The sequence below is a fragment of the Pseudoalteromonas phenolica genome (assembly GCF_001444405.1).
Classification (GTDB): Bacteria; Pseudomonadota; Gammaproteobacteria; order Enterobacterales; family Alteromonadaceae; genus Pseudoalteromonas; species Pseudoalteromonas phenolica.
In genome coordinates this window covers 2,945,913-2,961,793 of the sequence record NZ_CP013187.1, presented here as the reverse complement: position 1 = coordinate 2,961,793, position 15,881 = coordinate 2,945,913, and the positions used below count along the sequence as shown (strand labels likewise).

16 protein-coding genes are annotated in these 15,881 nt (G+C 37.8%); 9 read left to right on the top strand and 7 right to left on the bottom strand.

Translation table 11 applies throughout. The annotated features are described in order from the left end of the window. The first annotated feature begins 120 nt into the window (after positions 1-120). The 3 genes from PP2015_RS13085 to PP2015_RS13075 all read left to right on the top strand — a co-directional run bounded on the left by PP2015_RS13085 (position 121) and on the right by PP2015_RS13075 (position 2,194). Positions 121-510, top strand: a complete 390-nt coding sequence (locus tag PP2015_RS13085; protein ID WP_058030757.1) for an HIT domain-containing protein — start codon at positions 121-123, stop codon at positions 508-510. 30 nt (positions 511-540) lie between these two features. After that, positions 541-951 carry a hypothetical protein gene (locus PP2015_RS13080; protein ID WP_058030756.1) on the top strand — a complete coding sequence of 137 codons (411 nt, stop codon included), beginning with the start codon at positions 541-543 and terminating at the stop codon, positions 949-951. A 403-nt stretch (positions 952-1,354) separates the two neighbouring features. Then, positions 1,355-2,194, top strand: a complete 840-nt coding sequence (locus PP2015_RS13075) for an HDOD domain-containing protein (RefSeq protein ID WP_058030755.1) — start codon at positions 1,355-1,357, stop codon at positions 2,192-2,194. Positions 2,195-2,360: 166 nt separating this feature from the next. On the opposite strand, the gene PP2015_RS13070 is transcribed toward PP2015_RS13075, so the two are convergent. The 3 genes from PP2015_RS13070 to PP2015_RS13055 all read right to left on the bottom strand — a co-directional run bounded on the left by PP2015_RS13070 (position 2,361) and on the right by PP2015_RS13055 (position 5,615). Continuing rightward, the gene (locus tag PP2015_RS13070) at positions 2,361-3,980 is read right to left on the bottom strand and encodes a PepSY-associated TM helix domain-containing protein (RefSeq protein ID WP_058030754.1); all 1,620 of its coding nucleotides are present in this window, start codon (positions 3,978-3,980) and stop codon (positions 2,361-2,363) included. Further along, positions 3,977-4,291, bottom strand: coding sequence for a hypothetical protein (locus PP2015_RS13065; RefSeq protein WP_058030753.1), 315 nt, complete (start codon positions 4,289-4,291; stop codon positions 3,977-3,979). The genes PP2015_RS13070 and PP2015_RS13065 overlap by 4 nt, the downstream gene beginning before the upstream one ends. 367 nt (positions 4,292-4,658) lie before the next feature. After that, positions 4,659-5,615, bottom strand: coding sequence for a methylenetetrahydrofolate reductase (locus PP2015_RS13055; RefSeq protein WP_058030751.1), 957 nt, complete (start codon positions 5,613-5,615; stop codon positions 4,659-4,661). 419 nt (positions 5,616-6,034) lie between these two features. On the opposite strand from PP2015_RS13055, the gene PP2015_RS13050 reads away from it, so the two are divergent. Beyond that, positions 6,035-8,914, top strand: coding sequence for a M16 family metallopeptidase (locus PP2015_RS13050; protein ID WP_058030750.1), 2,880 nt, complete (start codon positions 6,035-6,037; stop codon positions 8,912-8,914). Between the two features lie 342 nt (positions 8,915-9,256). Continuing rightward, the gene (locus PP2015_RS13045; RefSeq protein WP_058030749.1) at positions 9,257-10,441 is read left to right on the top strand and encodes a hypothetical protein; all 1,185 of its coding nucleotides are present in this window, start codon (positions 9,257-9,259) and stop codon (positions 10,439-10,441) included. A gap of 48 nt (positions 10,442-10,489) precedes the next feature. On the opposite strand, the gene PP2015_RS13040 is transcribed toward PP2015_RS13045, so the two are convergent. Further along, entirely contained in the window at positions 10,490-10,807 is a 318-nt protein-coding gene (locus tag PP2015_RS13040; protein ID WP_058030748.1) for a YebG family protein, read from the bottom strand. A 217-nt stretch (positions 10,808-11,024) separates the two neighbouring features. On the opposite strand from PP2015_RS13040, the gene PP2015_RS13035 reads away from it, so the two are divergent. Next, positions 11,025-11,321: a ComEA family DNA-binding protein gene (locus PP2015_RS13035; RefSeq protein ID WP_058030747.1), complete on the top strand. Its 297-nt coding sequence runs from the start codon at positions 11,025-11,027 to the stop codon at positions 11,319-11,321. A 50-nt stretch (positions 11,322-11,371) separates the two neighbouring features. On the opposite strand, the gene PP2015_RS13030 is transcribed toward PP2015_RS13035, so the two are convergent. From PP2015_RS13030 to PP2015_RS13020, 3 genes are all read right to left on the bottom strand, one after another. After that, positions 11,372-11,677 (bottom strand): DUF6170 family protein, encoded by a 306-nt coding sequence (locus PP2015_RS13030; RefSeq protein WP_058030746.1) that lies wholly within the window; start codon positions 11,675-11,677, stop codon positions 11,372-11,374. A gap of 6 nt (positions 11,678-11,683) precedes the next feature. Continuing rightward, on the bottom strand, positions 11,684-12,202 hold the full coding sequence (dsbB, locus tag PP2015_RS13025) for a disulfide bond formation protein DsbB (protein ID WP_058030745.1): 519 nt from the start codon (positions 12,200-12,202) through the stop codon (positions 11,684-11,686). A gap of 825 nt (positions 12,203-13,027) precedes the next feature. Continuing rightward, positions 13,028-13,738, bottom strand: coding sequence for a metallophosphoesterase (locus tag PP2015_RS13020; protein ID WP_227009226.1), 711 nt, complete (start codon positions 13,736-13,738; stop codon positions 13,028-13,030). Between the two features lie 411 nt (positions 13,739-14,149). Here PP2015_RS13020 and PP2015_RS13015 point away from each other — a divergent pair, with 411 nt between their 5' ends. The 3 genes from PP2015_RS13015 to PP2015_RS13005 all read left to right on the top strand — a co-directional run bounded on the left by PP2015_RS13015 (position 14,150) and on the right by PP2015_RS13005 (position 15,824). Next, positions 14,150-14,521, top strand: coding sequence for a hypothetical protein (locus tag PP2015_RS13015; RefSeq protein WP_058030744.1), 372 nt, complete (start codon positions 14,150-14,152; stop codon positions 14,519-14,521). Positions 14,522-15,116: 595 nt separating this feature from the next. After that, on the top strand, positions 15,117-15,455 hold the full coding sequence (locus tag PP2015_RS13010) for a hypothetical protein (RefSeq protein ID WP_058030743.1): 339 nt from the start codon (positions 15,117-15,119) through the stop codon (positions 15,453-15,455). 51 nt (positions 15,456-15,506) lie between these two features. Beyond that, positions 15,507-15,824 (top strand): DUF5992 family protein, encoded by a 318-nt coding sequence (locus PP2015_RS13005; RefSeq protein WP_058030742.1) that lies wholly within the window; start codon positions 15,507-15,509, stop codon positions 15,822-15,824. The last annotated feature ends 57 nt before the right edge of the window (positions 15,825-15,881 follow it).

Sequence of the window (15,881 nt, the reverse complement as noted above, 5' to 3'; positions counted from 1 at the left end):
TGTAATGCGCACAAAATCACCTTGTTAGTTATTAAAAGTAGAGCGATGGTAACGGCAAGCATGGGCATTGGCAATGTATTAGGATAAAGTGAACAACATAATTGAAAGAGGATTTTTATTATGGCATTTGAATTAGCGCCTGAATTACAACGAGATTGCATTGAACTGGCTGATTGGTCACTGTGTAAAGTACTCTTAATGAACGACAGTCAGTACCCTTGGTTTATTCTCGTTCCCCGTGTTGAAGGCTGCCGTGAAATCATTGATTTAGATGACAAACTGCAAGCGCAGTTTTGGCAAGAGTCGGCCCAGCTAAGCCGCACATTACAAGCGGTATTTAGCCCAGATAAGCTCAATGTCGGAGCGCTAGGTAATATGGTCCCTCAGCTACATGTTCATCATATCGCTCGCTTTACAAATGATGTTGCTTGGCCAAAACCTGTGTGGGGTCTCCACCCAGCTAAGCCTTATACCGACGAGCAAATTGCTGAGCTGAAGAAGGTGTTCTAGCTTCTAATTAAATCTATAGGAAGTAAAAGTATGAGTCGTGAGTATAAATATCAAAATGAAACCGGCACTAAAATCGGCAAGTGGTATTTAAATCGACTCGACTATTTTGAGTTTTATGGTTTTCCCGGTGAGTGGAAAATAAAAGCGAAGTGCTTAGTCTGCTTAGGCTTGTCAATCTGGCTAATTAAACTCCTGCCGGTTTTCTTTGCGCCAATATTGGTCTGGGTGGCGTATGTATCAATCCGTACTTTTGTTATTTTGATTGAAAAAAAGTGTCGTTATCGTGGTTACTTTCTTTTTCCTGAAAAGATAATCAATTTTTTTAGAGAATACAGAAAAGATGTGGATGTCACAGACTTTGATAGCTTGGCGACAGTTGAAAAGGCTGGACAAGGGTCAAAAATAGCAAAACAATATCTGACTCAGAAATTTAAAAACTAAGTAAGTCGAACGCTTTTTTAGACGTAAAATTTGCTATGTTTTGTAAGGTGCTTTACTTAGTAAAGGTGGGCTTATGTAATGGATGTAAGCGCTTTAAATGTGATGAATGTAAGTCGAGTTGGTAACTACTTTCATTAAACAAACAACAGATTAGGGATGAGTAGGTTAATTGCAACTAACTTTCACTAGTTTCATGATTATGCTCTGTTTCTTGATGTGTGAAATTTTTTATTGTTGCGAGATAAAAGTTGCTAAAGGTCCTCTTATGTGACTATATTTTCTTTAAAGCATAACAATTTATTGATATAGATTTGTTAGTCATATACCCAGCTAAGTAAATAATAAGGGTATAAAAAAACAATACGTTTGCGCGTATCATACGTTACTCGAGGGACTTTAGCTTATGTCTACAGAAAATGCATTATTGACGATCCTAATAGATAGGATTAATAACGACACCTTGGTGTTACCAACATTACCAGAAATTGCAGTTAAGGTGAGACAAGCTGCTGATGACCCCGATGTAAACTTGATGCAAATGGCTGATGTGATTTCACAAGATCCTGCGCTTGCTGCACGCATGATTAAGGTGGCAAACAGTGCGTTTATGGGGCGTTCTGTAAAAGTAAATACGCTAAATCAGGCTGTGACCCGAATAGGTCTTAGACAAATCAAAAATATAGCAACAGCTATGGCAATGGAGCAGCTGTTTGTTTCGAATAACAAGTTGATAAAAACCTATATGGATAAAGCTTGGCAGAAAACATTAAAAGTAGCTTGCCAAGCAATAACCTGTATGGACTTTTATTTGCGTCTCAATAAACATACATCACTAAATAAAGACACCATCACTCTTGCATCTCTAGTATTTAATATTGGTGTTTTACCTATCTTAACTGAAGCAGAACGTCACCCTGAAGTGTTTGCAAACCCAAGCTTCTTAGCGCATGCCATTCAAAAATTAGCAGGTAAAATAGGTGGTTCTATTATGCGTGAATGGGGCTTTACTGATGAGTTTGTTGAGGTTGCAGAAAGCTGGTCAAACCCAAATTATAAGCCTGAGCATGTGTGTTATGTAGACTTTATTCGCGTTGGTGCAATTGCTGAGGGTATTTTACAAGTTTCTGACAAAGCTGCGTCATTAAAAATGTATGAGGATAAGAGTGTAATTAACTCTTTAGAGATGTTTACCAGTGATGAGTATCTATCAACACTTGAAGATGTGAAGAGTATGTTCGCTTAATAACTAGGGCGTGTTGACCTTTGCTTCGTAACTCATTTCGCGTATTGAAAGCCTTTGATTTGAATAAAATTCATACCTCAAAGATAAACACGCCCTAAAAAACAAAAAAGCCATTCAATTTTGAATGGCTTTTTTGTTTTTAATATGATGATTAAACGCCCTGTTTTTAGCTATTAACGACTAATTCTTCGTTCGTTGCATGTGTTGTTTTCTCTGACACATACCAAACACTATTTTTTTCTCCGTTATAAGCTCTTTTGGTAACTTTGCTTGCGCATACATAGAAGAACCAAGCAAAGGGAAGTGTCATCACTTCCAACATGATTTCACCAAAACTATCCGCATACCAAAGCCCAAGGCTAGGTAGTAAAAGCGCAATCAAAGAGTTAAGTGGTACGATTAGACACAATATTGCGCTGATTTTTAGCGTATAAATGGCTGTAATAGAAGGGCCCTTGATAAAAGCTGCTATGACCACTGCAAAGAAAGTCAGGTAGTACAGCCAAAGATAGGCAATATTCACGTTTAGTGATGTTAAGCTAATCCATTTTGTGGTTGCAAATGCAAGTGAGATAGCACAAATACAGCCCAGTGCGATACCTACAGTTAATTTGGCCAGTACAAGATTTGATTTAGATTGTGTCGCTTGCTTTTGTCTTCTGCGTTTTTCAATCCATAGCAAATTGCCGGTATAAAACAACAGTGCACCGAGTAAGCCCATAACAAAATAAGCCCATTGTCCAAGTGTGCCGCCATAACTACCGAAGTGCAGAGCAAACATCGAAGAGACAATACTTACCCAAACTCCTTGGTCGCCACCTTGTATACTACTGGCATTGATTTCTAGTGTATAAGGATGCATAAAAATAAAATCAGTCGTCGGTCCACGCATCATCTCTCTTGGGTGCGTAATATTCACGGAAGCGCTTGGTCTGGTGGTATTTAGTCGAGATAATGTAATACGCTCAATTTGATAGCCTGGAGCATACGCCTCTATTTTTTCTGTGATTTCATTTAGCTTAGGCAGTTCTTTTACATTGTATTGGTATTCAGACTTTTGCTGTTCTGGAAATAGTTTTTTCTCTCCATATACGCCAAACAGCCCACCATATAAAAAGTCATGGAATGCAAAAACAAATACAGTAAAAGCAATCACGATATGAAAAGGTAAGCTGCTCACGCCAATTAAATTATGACTATCGAGCCAAAATCGGCTTGCCGATTTGTCTTTTCTCAGTGCAAAGAAGCTTTTTACCAGGGTAGGCAACAAAAAGATTAACCCTGAAATTAAAGCAATAAAATACAAAAAGGATGCTATGCCAAGAATATAACCACCAAATAAGTGGTGACCTATTTCGCCAAAAATACCGCCTGTTTGGTGCAAATAGTCGAGTAGGCCAGAAAGGTGATTGACCTGACTGAGTTCTTTATTTATTTCACCATGTTCATTGAAGCCTGCATGCCAGACTTGTTCGTTAACATTAACACCGCGGCCATTGCCTTCTTCATACCAAGTGATGGGAGAGTGATTTTCTGAATAGTGAAGAGTAACGGCATTGATGGCTTTTTCTTCGTTCGCAAGTACATGATCTAACAGTTCTTGATGCTGTCCATCACTGACTTGAGAAAACTGCTTATAGGGAGGGGTACTCCACTGATCTATGGTATCAGTAAACATCACTAATGCACCCGCGAAGAAACCTATAAATAACAAGAGTCCGGTTGTGATCCCCGTCCATGTATGAAGTGTTTGGTAGGTACGAACAATATCAGCTCTTATTTTCATAGCATACTCCTTAAGCCAAAAAATACGGTATAGATGATTACATTTGCTGATAGCAGAGAAATAAACGCCTGTTTGGTTGTCTTGAACATGTAAATAAAGCTGACGATAAGCATCCAAATAGGAGTGACAATCCACATGTTAAATTGTGTTTTCCAGAAAAGCCGTTGATCGCTGAGCTGGCCATTAATGCCGTCAGGGCCAAACCACACGATTAACGCCACAATGCCATAACTTAACGCTAAGCCCAGAAAAACTCCGACAGCTGTTTTTCCCCACCATTGAGGCTGAATTTTTTGGGTAACTTGACTCATCGTAATCTCCTTAACCAAAAACTAGAAATAGGCACGATGATCAGACCAAGCATAACAAGCATGAGCCACATAAAGATGTTTGCCGCACCACTGAAGATCAAAGGAGGGATCACAACAGAGATGATTAAAAGTAAATAACCGAGTAGTTTACACTTTTTAGATAGGGGGTTGCTTAAAGCCAACTGATGCCGATTAGACGCGTATATAAAAAATACCCCAGTTGCTATTAACATTAATAAAACGAATAGCACTACTCACTCCATGTATAGTTGATTGTAAAAAGAGGGACAGATTATACACAGACAGGTCGCACTATCAATGATAATGCGACTGAGAATTGATGTTATTTAGTTGTTCTTTAGTCTAATTAGGCTATTTGTTTTTCTGCAAGATTAAGTTCCATCGTTGCTTTTAATAAGCGATATAAATTAATTGATGCGTCAATTTCTTCTTTACGATTGGTCAGGCTTTCAATATTCAAACCAAGTGGTACATTCAGATGCGCACAGCTTTGAATGATCAGGTCTAAATTCTCACGACAGATGCGGATTGATTCGCTTAACGGGTTTTGCGAGTCAAGCATGCGCCATTTAGTTGCTTCAGGAACTGAAATACCTAACCATTCCATAAACTGCAGCGTCTTTTCGCCACCACATGGCGTAAACGTAAGAATAATACGCTTTGGCTCTAGCCCTTGTTGACGGCAACTGCGTGCGTAGCTGGTGATTAAATCAATTGTTGCTTGCGCGTTGTAAACAGCTTGAGAAATAAAGAATTCACACCCTTGTGCTGTTTTCTCTAATAAACGCTCATGTTCATTTCGCTTATTTGCATGACGCTCAGCAATCGTTACACCACCTAAGAAAAAGTCATCCGGGTGCGCTTCGATAGTTTCATACGCTTTAGGTAGACTTAATTTTACGTCGCCGTTTGAAGAAGGGCTGCCTACTAAAACCAAGTTATTCAAGCCGTGCTTGCTCTTTGTATTATCTAGCCACTGATGAAATTCGTTTGCTTCACGCTGCGCCACACTTTTATAGGTGATGACATCAAGTTGTGATAGCTCTTTAACGAGCTGGCTATACTCACATGGATCTACAGTGTGCTTAAACGGAAAAGGGCGCGGTACTTGAGTTCGACTACTTTCATCTTGAATGTCGTAAATAACGACACCGTCATATTCAATTTCATGTAAACGGCCAAGTAGCTTTTGTGCAATGGTTTTGACTTGTGCTTCATCAGTTCCCATCTTTGGCGGAGTAGTACCAATTAAATATACGCCTTGATTAGGGTCCAAAATTTTCTCTTGTAATGATAAAGCCATGGTCCTCATTCCCATTGGTTGTGCTGATGAGGTAAATATAGCAGCCATTTAGACGTCTAGATAGATTTTTTTCATGAAACTTATTCAAATACTATGAATTTTTCTCATGTTTATTTTGAGGCGCAAGGGATAATTCCGCAGCTCAGATATATTTATTTACATAAATTTTGCTGTGAAATGAGCGAGTCACAGTAATTTATTGCATAATTGAAGCGGTGTCATATGTGATACCAATCCTCAATAATACTCAATTATTTTGAGAGACTAAAACTGACGTTAACTTCGTTGGGAATTTCTCATTTAGAACAACTAAATAGCAAAATTTCCGCCTTGTTATCGACAAGTTTTCCTTACCTCAAAATAGATTGCTTAATTTAGAGGAATGGTATGACAAAATAAAAACTGAATTTGGAAATCACATGAAATTTAAACTTTTGGCAACTAGCCTTGCAGTGACTTTAGCACTGTCAGGTTGTATGAGTAATAATGCACAGACAAGCAATACAGCGAATGCCACTGTTGCATCAGCGTCTGTTGAGAATAAAGTATTTGCACAAGACTATGTGTTAGAAGAACTAGAAAATGGTCTTCGTGTGATGGTTGTTAAAACTGATTATCCTGATGTTGTATCGCTACAAATTCCGGTATCTGTAGGCTCTCGAAATGAAATCGAAGCAGGGAAAACCGGTTTCGCTCACTTCTTTGAACACATGATGTTTAAAGGCTCTGAAAAATTCCCACAAGATGTGTATGCAGATATTCTGAAAAACTCTGGGGTAGATAACCGCGCTTACACGACAAACGACTATACAAACTACCACTTAAATTTCTCTAAAGAACATTTAGACAAAGTACTTGAAATCAAAGCGGACATTTTCCAAAACTTAAAGTATTCAGAAGAGCAGTTTCGTACTGAAGCACTGACGGTTAAAGGTGAGTATTTAAAAAATAATGCTAGCCCAATCCGTAAACTACTTGCGGCAGTGCGCAAAGAAGCATTTGAAAAGCACACTTATAAGCACACCACAATGGGCTTTTTCGAAGATATTGAAGCCATGCCAGATCAAATGGCGTATGGGCAGACGTTCTTTGAGCGCTTTTATAAGCCAGAGTATGTTTCACTTGTGATTGTGGGTGATGTTGATCCGCAAGAGACCATGAATATGGTTAAGAAGCACTGGGGTAATTGGAAAAAAGGTGACTATCAAGCGGATATTCCGGTAGAGCCAAAACAACAAGCGCCTAAATATGTGCATGAACAGTTCGAAGGCATGCCGGGTCACTGGTTACTCGTATCATACAAAGGCACTGCTTGGCAGCCGACTAAAAAAGATCGCGCAGCACTTGATCTGATCTCACAGCTTTATTTCTCTTCGAATTCAGAGTTATATCAAGAGCTCGTAGTAGACAAACAGCTTGCTAGCCAAATGTTTACTTATAATGCAGAGACAAAAGACCCAGGTTTATTACATGTCTTTGTTAAAGTTGAAAAAGAAGAAGATTTAGCCGCAGTACGCGATGCAATTGCAAAAACGTACGCTAAAGCACGCACTGAGCTGGTGGATGCAGATAAGTTAGCTGCACTGAAGTCAAACCTTAAGTACAGCTTTATCAATGGCCTAGATTCATCACAAGCCATTGCATCAACGCTTGCAAGTTATATGCACTTTGAGCGTGACCCAGAAGTGATCAACCAATTATATGCGTCAGCAGATGCCATTACAGCTGAAGACATTCGTGACATTGCAAACAAATACTTTGTTGATAATGGCCGTACGACAGTGACCATGTCTGCTCTTGAGACTGTTTCTGGTTTCGATAAAGAAGTGTCTGTATCAGCACTTGCTAAACAAGCGAACCAGCCTGTTGAGCGTCACTTCAAGGTATTAGATAAAACCAATAGTTCACCATTGGTTGATGTGAACTTATTATTTTACACTGGTGCAGCAGCTGATCCGGTAGGCAAAAAGGGTGTAGCGGCATTAACTGCAGCTATGATCGCACGTGGTGGTTCACAAACTAAGAGCTACAAAGAAATTCAAAAAGCACTTTATCCAATTGCAGGTAGCTTTGGCTATCAGTTAGATAAAGAAATGATTTCTTTACGTGGCCGTGTACACAAAGATAATGCTGAGCAGTGGTATGCACTTGTTAGTGATCAATTGTTAAACCCAGGTTTCAGAGAAGATGACTTTAAACGTCTTAAGAAAGAGCTAATTGACGGCATTAAAGCGGGCTTGAAATCTTCAAATGACGAAGAGCTGGGTAAAGAAGTGCTTTATCATAAGCTATATGAAGGTCACCCTTATGAAAGTTATAACTTAGGTGATTTGTCGGACCTTGAAGCGCTAACGCTAGATGACGTGAAAGCATTCTATGCAGCACAATTCACCCAAGCTAAGTTAAACGTAGGTATTACGGGTGATTTAGACAATGACGTGAAAACACAGATGCTAAATGATTTAGCTAGCTTACCAAAAGGTGATGAAGCGCGTCTAAGCATTCCTGATGCGCCTAAACTAGCGGGCCGTCATGCGACGATTGTTGAGAAAAATGCTAAATCTACTGCAGTATCATTTGGTTTCCCAATCGACACAATCCGTAGCTCTAAAGATTGGACTGCACTTTGGTTAGTTCGCTCTTATTTTGGTGAGCACAGAAGCTCAAACAGTTTCTTGTATCAGCGCATTCGTCAGGTACGTGGTATGAACTATGGTGATTATGCGTATATTGAGTACTTCCCTCGCGGTATGTTCCAAACTAAGCCAGATTCGAACCTAGGTCGTTCTGAGCAAATCTTCCAAGTGTGGTTACGTCCACTTCGTTCAAACAATGATGCGCATTTCGCAACGCGCGTTGCTTTGTTTGAATTAGACAAGCTAATTAAAGATGGCATGACTGAAGCTGACTTTAATGCAACACGTAATTTCTTGAGCAACTTTGTGCCTCAGTTAGTAGCAAGCCAAGATCGTCAGCTAGGTTATGCACTTGATAGCGAATTCTACAACACTGAAAGTTTTGTTGAGTACGTTCGTAAACAACTTGCTTCACTGACAGTGGAAGATGTGAACCGCGTTATTCGTGAAAACCTACAAACTGATGATGTGCATTATGTGTTTATCACAGGTGACGGTAAAGATATGCAAAAACGTCTTGCAAAAGAAACGGTTTCACCACTGAAATACAACTCAGATAAGCCTGCAGCACTTATCAATGAAGATAAGCAAATTGAAAGCTATAAGCTGAACATTCCTGCGAAAAACATTGAAGTGTTAGATATAGATAAAGTATTCAAATAAATACAGATTTCTATTTAGCAGACAAAAGTTAATGTCAAAAAGCATGGTATGAAGATACCATGCTTTTTTATTTTAATGACTTTATAACTGCATTGAAGTCAGAATAGTCATGAAGGTTGGCTGAACTCAGGTTTTTTACGCATATCAACCTTCTTTTTTCAGTTATCTTTTAAGAGGGAAATTTTAAACACAGTGCCCAAACTATCTAGCTTCAGATAAGGCAATACAGGTTTATGCGCTATTGGTACAAAAATACACAAGTGAGTTACATATAATAACAGACTTATCAATGAGTTAATTGTTAGCATCGCAGTTAAAGATAAACAATTAAGAAGTAACGGAATGAGAAAAGTCTTTTATGCACTCAGTGCATTAGCAGTAACATTATTAAGTGGTTGTGGTGACTCAAATAAAGGTAGCTCTAAGCCAACAAGTGGTTCAGGAACTAATGGAACGCAAGTTGCAAATACAACTGAGTTAGATAGGAAGCTCTTCAGCCAAATTAAATTAGCTGGTGAACATGTAACTCCTTGGCGCGGATATGCTTTTAAAAGTGTGCCCTTATATTTTGTACACAGTAAAGAAAACCAAGCTCAAGAAGCCTACATTTTCAATCCGACAAAACTCCACTCAGGCTCTAGGCCTGTGAGTGATAAAGAAAGTAATGGTCTTGCAATACATCAATATAACGATGGTGCGGTTGCCGCACTTGATAAGCTAAAAAGTGGAAATGGTTTATTTGAGTTTAAATATGGCTTGTATGGAGACAATTATTATTTGCAATCTTATACATCGCATCAAGTAGATATCGACCATATACTCTCAACACCTTCTGTTACGCTTGCTTATCACGAAGCGTTCCATTTATACCAAGAAAAACACTTTCAAAGGCCTGAGTATTATCAACAGTTAGCCTTTGATAAATTCAATGAGTATCCTATCAATGAGGAAATGTTAACGCTTAAGCTTATGGTACTTGAGCGGTTCAAATCGCTGCCAATAGTCAACTTAGATAAAGAGCAAGTGAAGCAACAGCTTAAAGAGTATGTTGTATTGGTTGATGAAATGCTTCGGATTGACACAAGTAAGGTGGATGACTTTAAAAGCGGTTATATTTATAAGCATGCTTTAGGGCAAGAGTTATATGAAGGCAGCGCTATGATGGTTGATACACTCATGTCACGAGATGTATTACCTCTCCACAAAGAAAAAAGATTTAATGTTTTTGAGCCTACGAAGCTAAATGAAGAGCAACATGGCTTTATTAAGCTTAAAAATAAACAAGCGGTAATAGACTATTTCGCATTCGAAATGTTTTATGATTCAGGTTCAGCCATTATTTGGTTACTACTTGAGGATGGTGTTGATTATAAACAGTTTGAAAAAGGTTTATACCCATATGATATCGCTAAGCAAAGGGTCGATATTAGTGAACAAGACGCATATTACTTACTGCAAGAATTAAAAAATAGTGAAGCATGGGAAGCCGCAAATAAGGCCGCTAAAAAATATATGTCTCTTAAATAACAGAAAAGCCGCTCTTGGAGCGGCTTTTTTTATTCATAATGAGCGCAATTAAGCCTGTTTAATAGGTGTGATTTTTTCATCGTCGTTGTCACCTTCATCAGTATCGGCTTCTTTCTTTGATTTCTTTGGCGCACTTGGCTTTGAGCCTTTTAGCACGTTAATAAAGTCATCCTTTTGTTTCGCCATTTCTAATGCCAATGACTCGACTTGTTGCTCACTAAGCGGCACATCTACTTTACCCAACATCTCTTCTAGAGACTCAGCAACATCAAGCATTTTGTCGTAAGCATCAGCCTCTTTTTTGCTGGTAAAGGTCATGCGCTCGACTCCATTTCTTTCTACCACATACTTAACAACAACAGCCATGATACACTCCCAATTGCACTGTTTTTTTATACAGTAATCTTTTGAGGCTTATTTTGCAAGTTATTCGATCAATATTCATACTTTAGTTATATGTGTAAGTATTAAGTTTGACATTCACACTATTGTCATCTTTATTTAATATTGCTCGTATGAGTGATCTGGGTAAGGAGTTTTACCCGTGATTAATTACATTTCAAGGATTTTCCAGGAGGGAAATATGATCAAAGCACTACTTTTAGCTACTAGTCTTTTTACTGCGCCAACTGTACTAGCTGAATTTCCACAGCAGCAAACTTCACCAGAAACTCAACCTCAAACTCAGTCAGCAATTAATATCAATGAAGCTTCTCTTGAAGAGCTTGTAAAACTCCCAGGTATCGGAAAAGGCAAGGCGAGGGCCATTGTTAGTTTCCGAGAGCAAAATGGGCCTTTTGACAACCTTGACTCCTTAATGGCTGTTAAAGGGGTTGGTAGAAGCATTGTCGCGAAGTTAGAAGGGAAGGTGAAGTTTTAAACTTTAAATTCTTAGATGAGAAAAATAAAAAAGGGCGATTTCGCCCTTTCTTAGTTTTGGTTCTGCTTCTCGAACTCTGCAACTGCATCATTCAGTTTGTTTTTGGTAAATGCAATTTCCAGCGGCGTAGTAAGAAGGGGATACAGGATACCTGCCAACAATAACGGTGGCAGTAAATACCATCCTTCAAAGTAAGCTAGAGAAATAAAAAATGGCATCAGGATTGCGAGCTTACAGCAACCTAATAGGACTTTTTCAGGTGCTTCTAAGTGACTCAAAGCAATAGCGATGATTTGTTGTTTATCACGAAGCTTGTACGGTTTTAACAACTCAATGTTGCGAAGATTAAAATGCATTTAAGTTTACTTTTTTACTAAAGACCAAAGAATAAAAGGTACAACAATTAAAAAACTTATCGCATAAAGCGCGAAAATGACTTCCATCCAGCCAGGCATACTCAAGCCAATAAATTCCCAATCTATGCTGCCACAATCACCAGTTGCGGCAAAGAATGCCGGGATCCACTCATGTAGTGGCATAAACTCAGGGAAGTTAGGAACAATATCGCATGTAAACGCAAATGGATCAGTTGTGGTTTGCATATTTAAATGCTCTTTTGCCAGCATGTAACCCCAAATACTGCTCACCCCCCATGTTGCAGCACCAATACCACGGAAAATCCCGTTACTTGGGGAAATAAAACCAATAAGACCTGCGGCAAGCACGCCTAACACAGCCGTTCTTTGATAAATACACATGATACAAGGCTCTAAGCCCATTGCGTATTGAAAATATAAAGCCGTGACTTCAAGTAAAAATGCTGTCAGTGCCAACAGGCCCCACGCTTTTCTGGAAGTAGGAAGGGTGTTCAACCAGTTCATAAGATTCTCTTATTGTTATATTAAGTTAGCTATCAGATAACTTGCATTACAAATAGGTTCAATTTTTCAGGTTAAGTGAACTTAAATGCTGCGAAACTGAATTATGTTGTTGGTATTATGCTGACAGAGGTTACAAGCTGCAAGAATTAACGGTATTTGTTAATTTTACTTCCTCATTAGTTAAAGGGACTGTATGAATATCCTTTTTTATGCACTGCTAATATCCAACGTAGCAAAACCGCTGAAGAGTTGTTTAGTGTCGCAGATAAATCAAATGTTTATCGCTCAGCAGGACACAGCAAAAAATATGTAGAAAAATCTGGCTCAACTCTTTGTACTGAAGAGATGCTGAAATGGGCAGATGAAACTATGTGTTTGAACAAATGCACATTGAACGGATTAGGGAATATACTGGTGATGATACATACCTTCACAAAATGGCTAATCTCGAAATCGAAGACAGTTATCGATACTTTCAGCGCGAATTGGTTTTGCTGCTATTAGAAAGATTGCCTTTAGAGCATATGCCGCCCGCATGCCCAAACCTTTAGTTACTTCGTGAATAAATCCGCGCTACGATAACTGTGCAAATGCAACTTTGGTTGCTTCATACTCTAAGTTTTATTGTTACATCATTTATAGGTTTTAATGATTTGGTTTTGCAATTATAGAGAGAAGGTCTCTAATGTGGATTTGGCTTAATTAATTTAGCACTAAATTGGACATTGTAAGTGATTATGAGAAACCTATTATAGGTTTCTCATAACTAATGCAAGGAATTGAAAAATATAAATATTTGACTGGTTTGGCCTAGCTGAGAGATGGTTAAACCTTCGAGTTTTCTCTTTCATCGATCAAATTTCCGAGGTTTACAACAGTCGGTCTACCATAATAATTGGTATCAATATGATATGTGTTACCTATCCAAATAGGTATTTGCGTTGAGTTATGTCCATGAATCGAAAAATTAACCCCAATATTGCTAGATTGCTTCTGAGATTTAAATAATTCACGGCTCCAAAGTAAAGACTCTACAGTACCCTCTGATTTTTCAGGTGGGGATGACCAGTTCCAACTAGGTGGTAATGTATGTGACAAGCCAATCTCTATACCTCTGTATTCCAGTCGTATAGAGAGCGAACTGTTTAAAAATAGGTTACAGACTGAGTCTAATTTTGCCTTATCAACATCATGATGCCATGCTCCACCATTTGAAGACCAAAGATGCATAGCTGTTTCATCCTGAGAGATAATTGATTCGAGCATAAGGTGTTCGTGATTACCTAATACAAAATCTGCATTAATATCTGAAAGATATTGAATCAATTGGACTGATTCACTTCCGCGGTCAATCATATCGCCTAGGCATATGAGGTGGTCAACATGCTCAACAAAGCCTTTTCTAATTAATGCTTTTTGGAGTCCTGATAAACTTCCATCCAAATCACCAACGACATAGACATCCTTAACGGAGTCAATAGTTAGAGTTTTTTGTACTGTAACTTTCTTGATTGCATTAGCACCAATTTTCAACATTTTGTAATGCCCAAATCCTAAAAGACAAATCTAAGTTTAGCATTATCTCATTATCTCATTATCTCATTAGCGATATTGATACTAGGTAAGTTTTCAAAAACATTTAAGGAAGTACTTAGGTGAATGTTAAAATTCAATTAGGTAGTAGGACTTAATGGGATGGGGGTACAGTAATACGAGCTATTAATTCTTCTAATCTCAACTTTTGCATTAAGTTTATAAACTAAATGGTTACTTAGTGTGTTTATCTTTAATGTTCAGGTCGTTACAATAGCTAAAGTTCAAAGATAATTTAGCCAGTTGTTACTTTAAGTGTTTGTATAGGAAGTTACTAGCCTTTGTATAACTAATAGTTAACTAGGTAAAGTTTAAATTGAATCGTTAAATATCTCAAAAGGAAATCTGATACATATGCTTAAAAAAAACACGCTATTAGCATTAATCCTAGTCTTCGTGTATGCATCAAGTGCACATGCAAAAGGGTACCTAAATCCACTTGGTACAGGTACTGGTATAGACAAATATCAATTTCTAGGAAGTAATGGTGGAATGATTGTTTGGTTATCTGAACCCATACCGCAGAACCCTGGAAATTGTAATGTGACGACGAAAGTGCATATTAAGAGTAGTTTGACTCATTTCAAAGAAATGGCTGCTACGGTTATGGCTGCTCATGCTCAAGGTAAAAAAGTTGGATATTGGTCTAGCGGATGTGGCACAAATTACTTCTGGGGACCAAATCATACATTTCCAGTGATTCGAGATTTATGGATTACTAATTAAGTAGGGAGACAACATTTTCACTATTAAGTTTATAAACTTAAAGTGATGATGTAGCCAGTGGGTTGCAATGAATATAAAAGGTGAACTATCTGAGGCTAATCTTTATTAGTTTATTAATAAATTTATGTTGTAACTCACTCTATTTGTTAAACAAAGCCCTTCCTCATAGACGTTATGTAGTTTAAAATTCTTTAAGTAAATAAAAAGTAAGTTTTTTTTGCTTTTAGGTGCACTAGTCACAATTCTATTTAAACCTAGATATTAAGTCTCTTATCCACACTCGTCATGAGTTTTAGCACTTGATAAAGACTCCGCTGGCTTTAAAGAGAAGTACAGCATGGCTTTAACTGCATACACAACAGGTGAAAAGTAGGTTTCTGGTCTAATAAATGTAGTAGCAGTCCTTGGGGGCAAACTGTTAATACTGCGTATGCTAGTTACTTAGCAAAATAGTTAAGTGTACTTTTAGTAATAGAAGGTTTTAATTGCAGTGATAGATACCTAATTTTATTACCAATGCTGCTAATTTACGGACGACAAATTATAAGATTTAAAATAAAGCGTTCGTAAAGTTGACTCTATTTTAAGGATTAAAATGAAAAAAATAATAGTATTATTTTTATTAAGTTTGTCTACATTTGCTTTTTCAAACGATGTAGTTGTGAGTAAGTTTACAGTTGATTCAATAAGAATTAGTTCATCTACAGGAGTTACCTACGTAAAGCCAAGCACTCCAATTCAAAAGAAAAATAGCACTTGCGGTACATCAGATTTTTACGCAATTCACGAAAGTTCAGTGTCTTACAATCAAATTTATTCTGCTTTATTAACTGCTGCTTCACCATCTAAATCTGTCACAATTTGGGTGACGACAGGCTCGAATGACTGTTTATATGGGCGACAGAAGATAACTAAGCTGGAAGTAGATTTCTAATAACAAAAACTATTTCTGTTCATTCTTATTAAATTTCATAAAGGATTTATTTTGAAGTTTTTACTTTTACCTCTCATTTTAACCCCTTTCTTTTCGATGGCTGGCGATATAGTTGAGAACGCAAGAATAATCGAAGTGAGAAATACCTCTGCTAATGAAGATATTTTTGAAATTATAGTACAAGGTGGTGTTGGGCCTTGCGCTAATAAAACCATTCAATTCCCTCACGCAAGTGCAAAGTCTAAATCCGTTCACGATAGAGCGTTTTCTATGGCGTTAACTGCTTTTAGTACAGGCTCAAAAGTAAGAGTACATAACTATAAAAGCAATGATTGTAAAACGGCTGTATACATAACTCTAAGACACTAGATTTAATTAAGTAAAATATGTTTTGTGCCTAAGAGTTAGTTCATAAATAAGTTTTTA

What these genes read in the sequence shown, in the direction of transcription:
- PP2015_RS13075 (WP_058030755.1), top strand. Translation starts at nt 1,355, where the DNA reads ATGTCTACAGAAAATGCATTATTGACGATCCTAATAGATAGGATTAAT.
- PP2015_RS13020 (WP_227009226.1), bottom strand. Translation starts at nt 13,738, where the DNA reads ATGTTGAAAATTGGTGCTAATGCAATCAAGAAAGTTACAGTACAAAAA.
- PP2015_RS13035 (WP_058030747.1), top strand. Translation starts at nt 11,025, where the DNA reads ATGATCAAAGCACTACTTTTAGCTACTAGTCTTTTTACTGCGCCAACT.
- PP2015_RS13050 (WP_058030750.1), top strand. Translation starts at nt 6,035, where the DNA reads ATGAAATTTAAACTTTTGGCAACTAGCCTTGCAGTGACTTTAGCACTG.
- PP2015_RS13030 (WP_058030746.1), bottom strand. Translation starts at nt 11,677, where the DNA reads ATGCATTTTAATCTTCGCAACATTGAGTTGTTAAAACCGTACAAGCTT.
- PP2015_RS13015 (WP_058030744.1), top strand. Translation starts at nt 14,150, where the DNA reads ATGCTTAAAAAAAACACGCTATTAGCATTAATCCTAGTCTTCGTGTAT.
- PP2015_RS13045 (WP_058030749.1), top strand. Translation starts at nt 9,257, where the DNA reads ATGAGAAAAGTCTTTTATGCACTCAGTGCATTAGCAGTAACATTATTA.
- PP2015_RS13080 (WP_058030756.1), top strand. Translation starts at nt 541, where the DNA reads ATGAGTCGTGAGTATAAATATCAAAATGAAACCGGCACTAAAATCGGC.
- PP2015_RS13010 (WP_058030743.1), top strand. Translation starts at nt 15,117, where the DNA reads ATGAAAAAAATAATAGTATTATTTTTATTAAGTTTGTCTACATTTGCT.
- PP2015_RS13065 (WP_058030753.1), bottom strand. Translation starts at nt 4,291, where the DNA reads ATGAGTCAAGTTACCCAAAAAATTCAGCCTCAATGGTGGGGAAAAACA.
- PP2015_RS13055 (WP_058030751.1), bottom strand. Translation starts at nt 5,615, where the DNA reads ATGGCTTTATCATTACAAGAGAAAATTTTGGACCCTAATCAAGGCGTA.
- PP2015_RS13085 (WP_058030757.1), top strand. Translation starts at nt 121, where the DNA reads ATGGCATTTGAATTAGCGCCTGAATTACAACGAGATTGCATTGAACTG.
- dsbB (WP_058030745.1), bottom strand. Translation starts at nt 12,202, where the DNA reads ATGAACTGGTTGAACACCCTTCCTACTTCCAGAAAAGCGTGGGGCCTG.
- PP2015_RS13070 (WP_058030754.1), bottom strand. Translation starts at nt 3,980, where the DNA reads ATGAAAATAAGAGCTGATATTGTTCGTACCTACCAAACACTTCATACA.
- PP2015_RS13040 (WP_058030748.1), bottom strand. Translation starts at nt 10,807, where the DNA reads ATGGCTGTTGTTGTTAAGTATGTGGTAGAAAGAAATGGAGTCGAGCGC.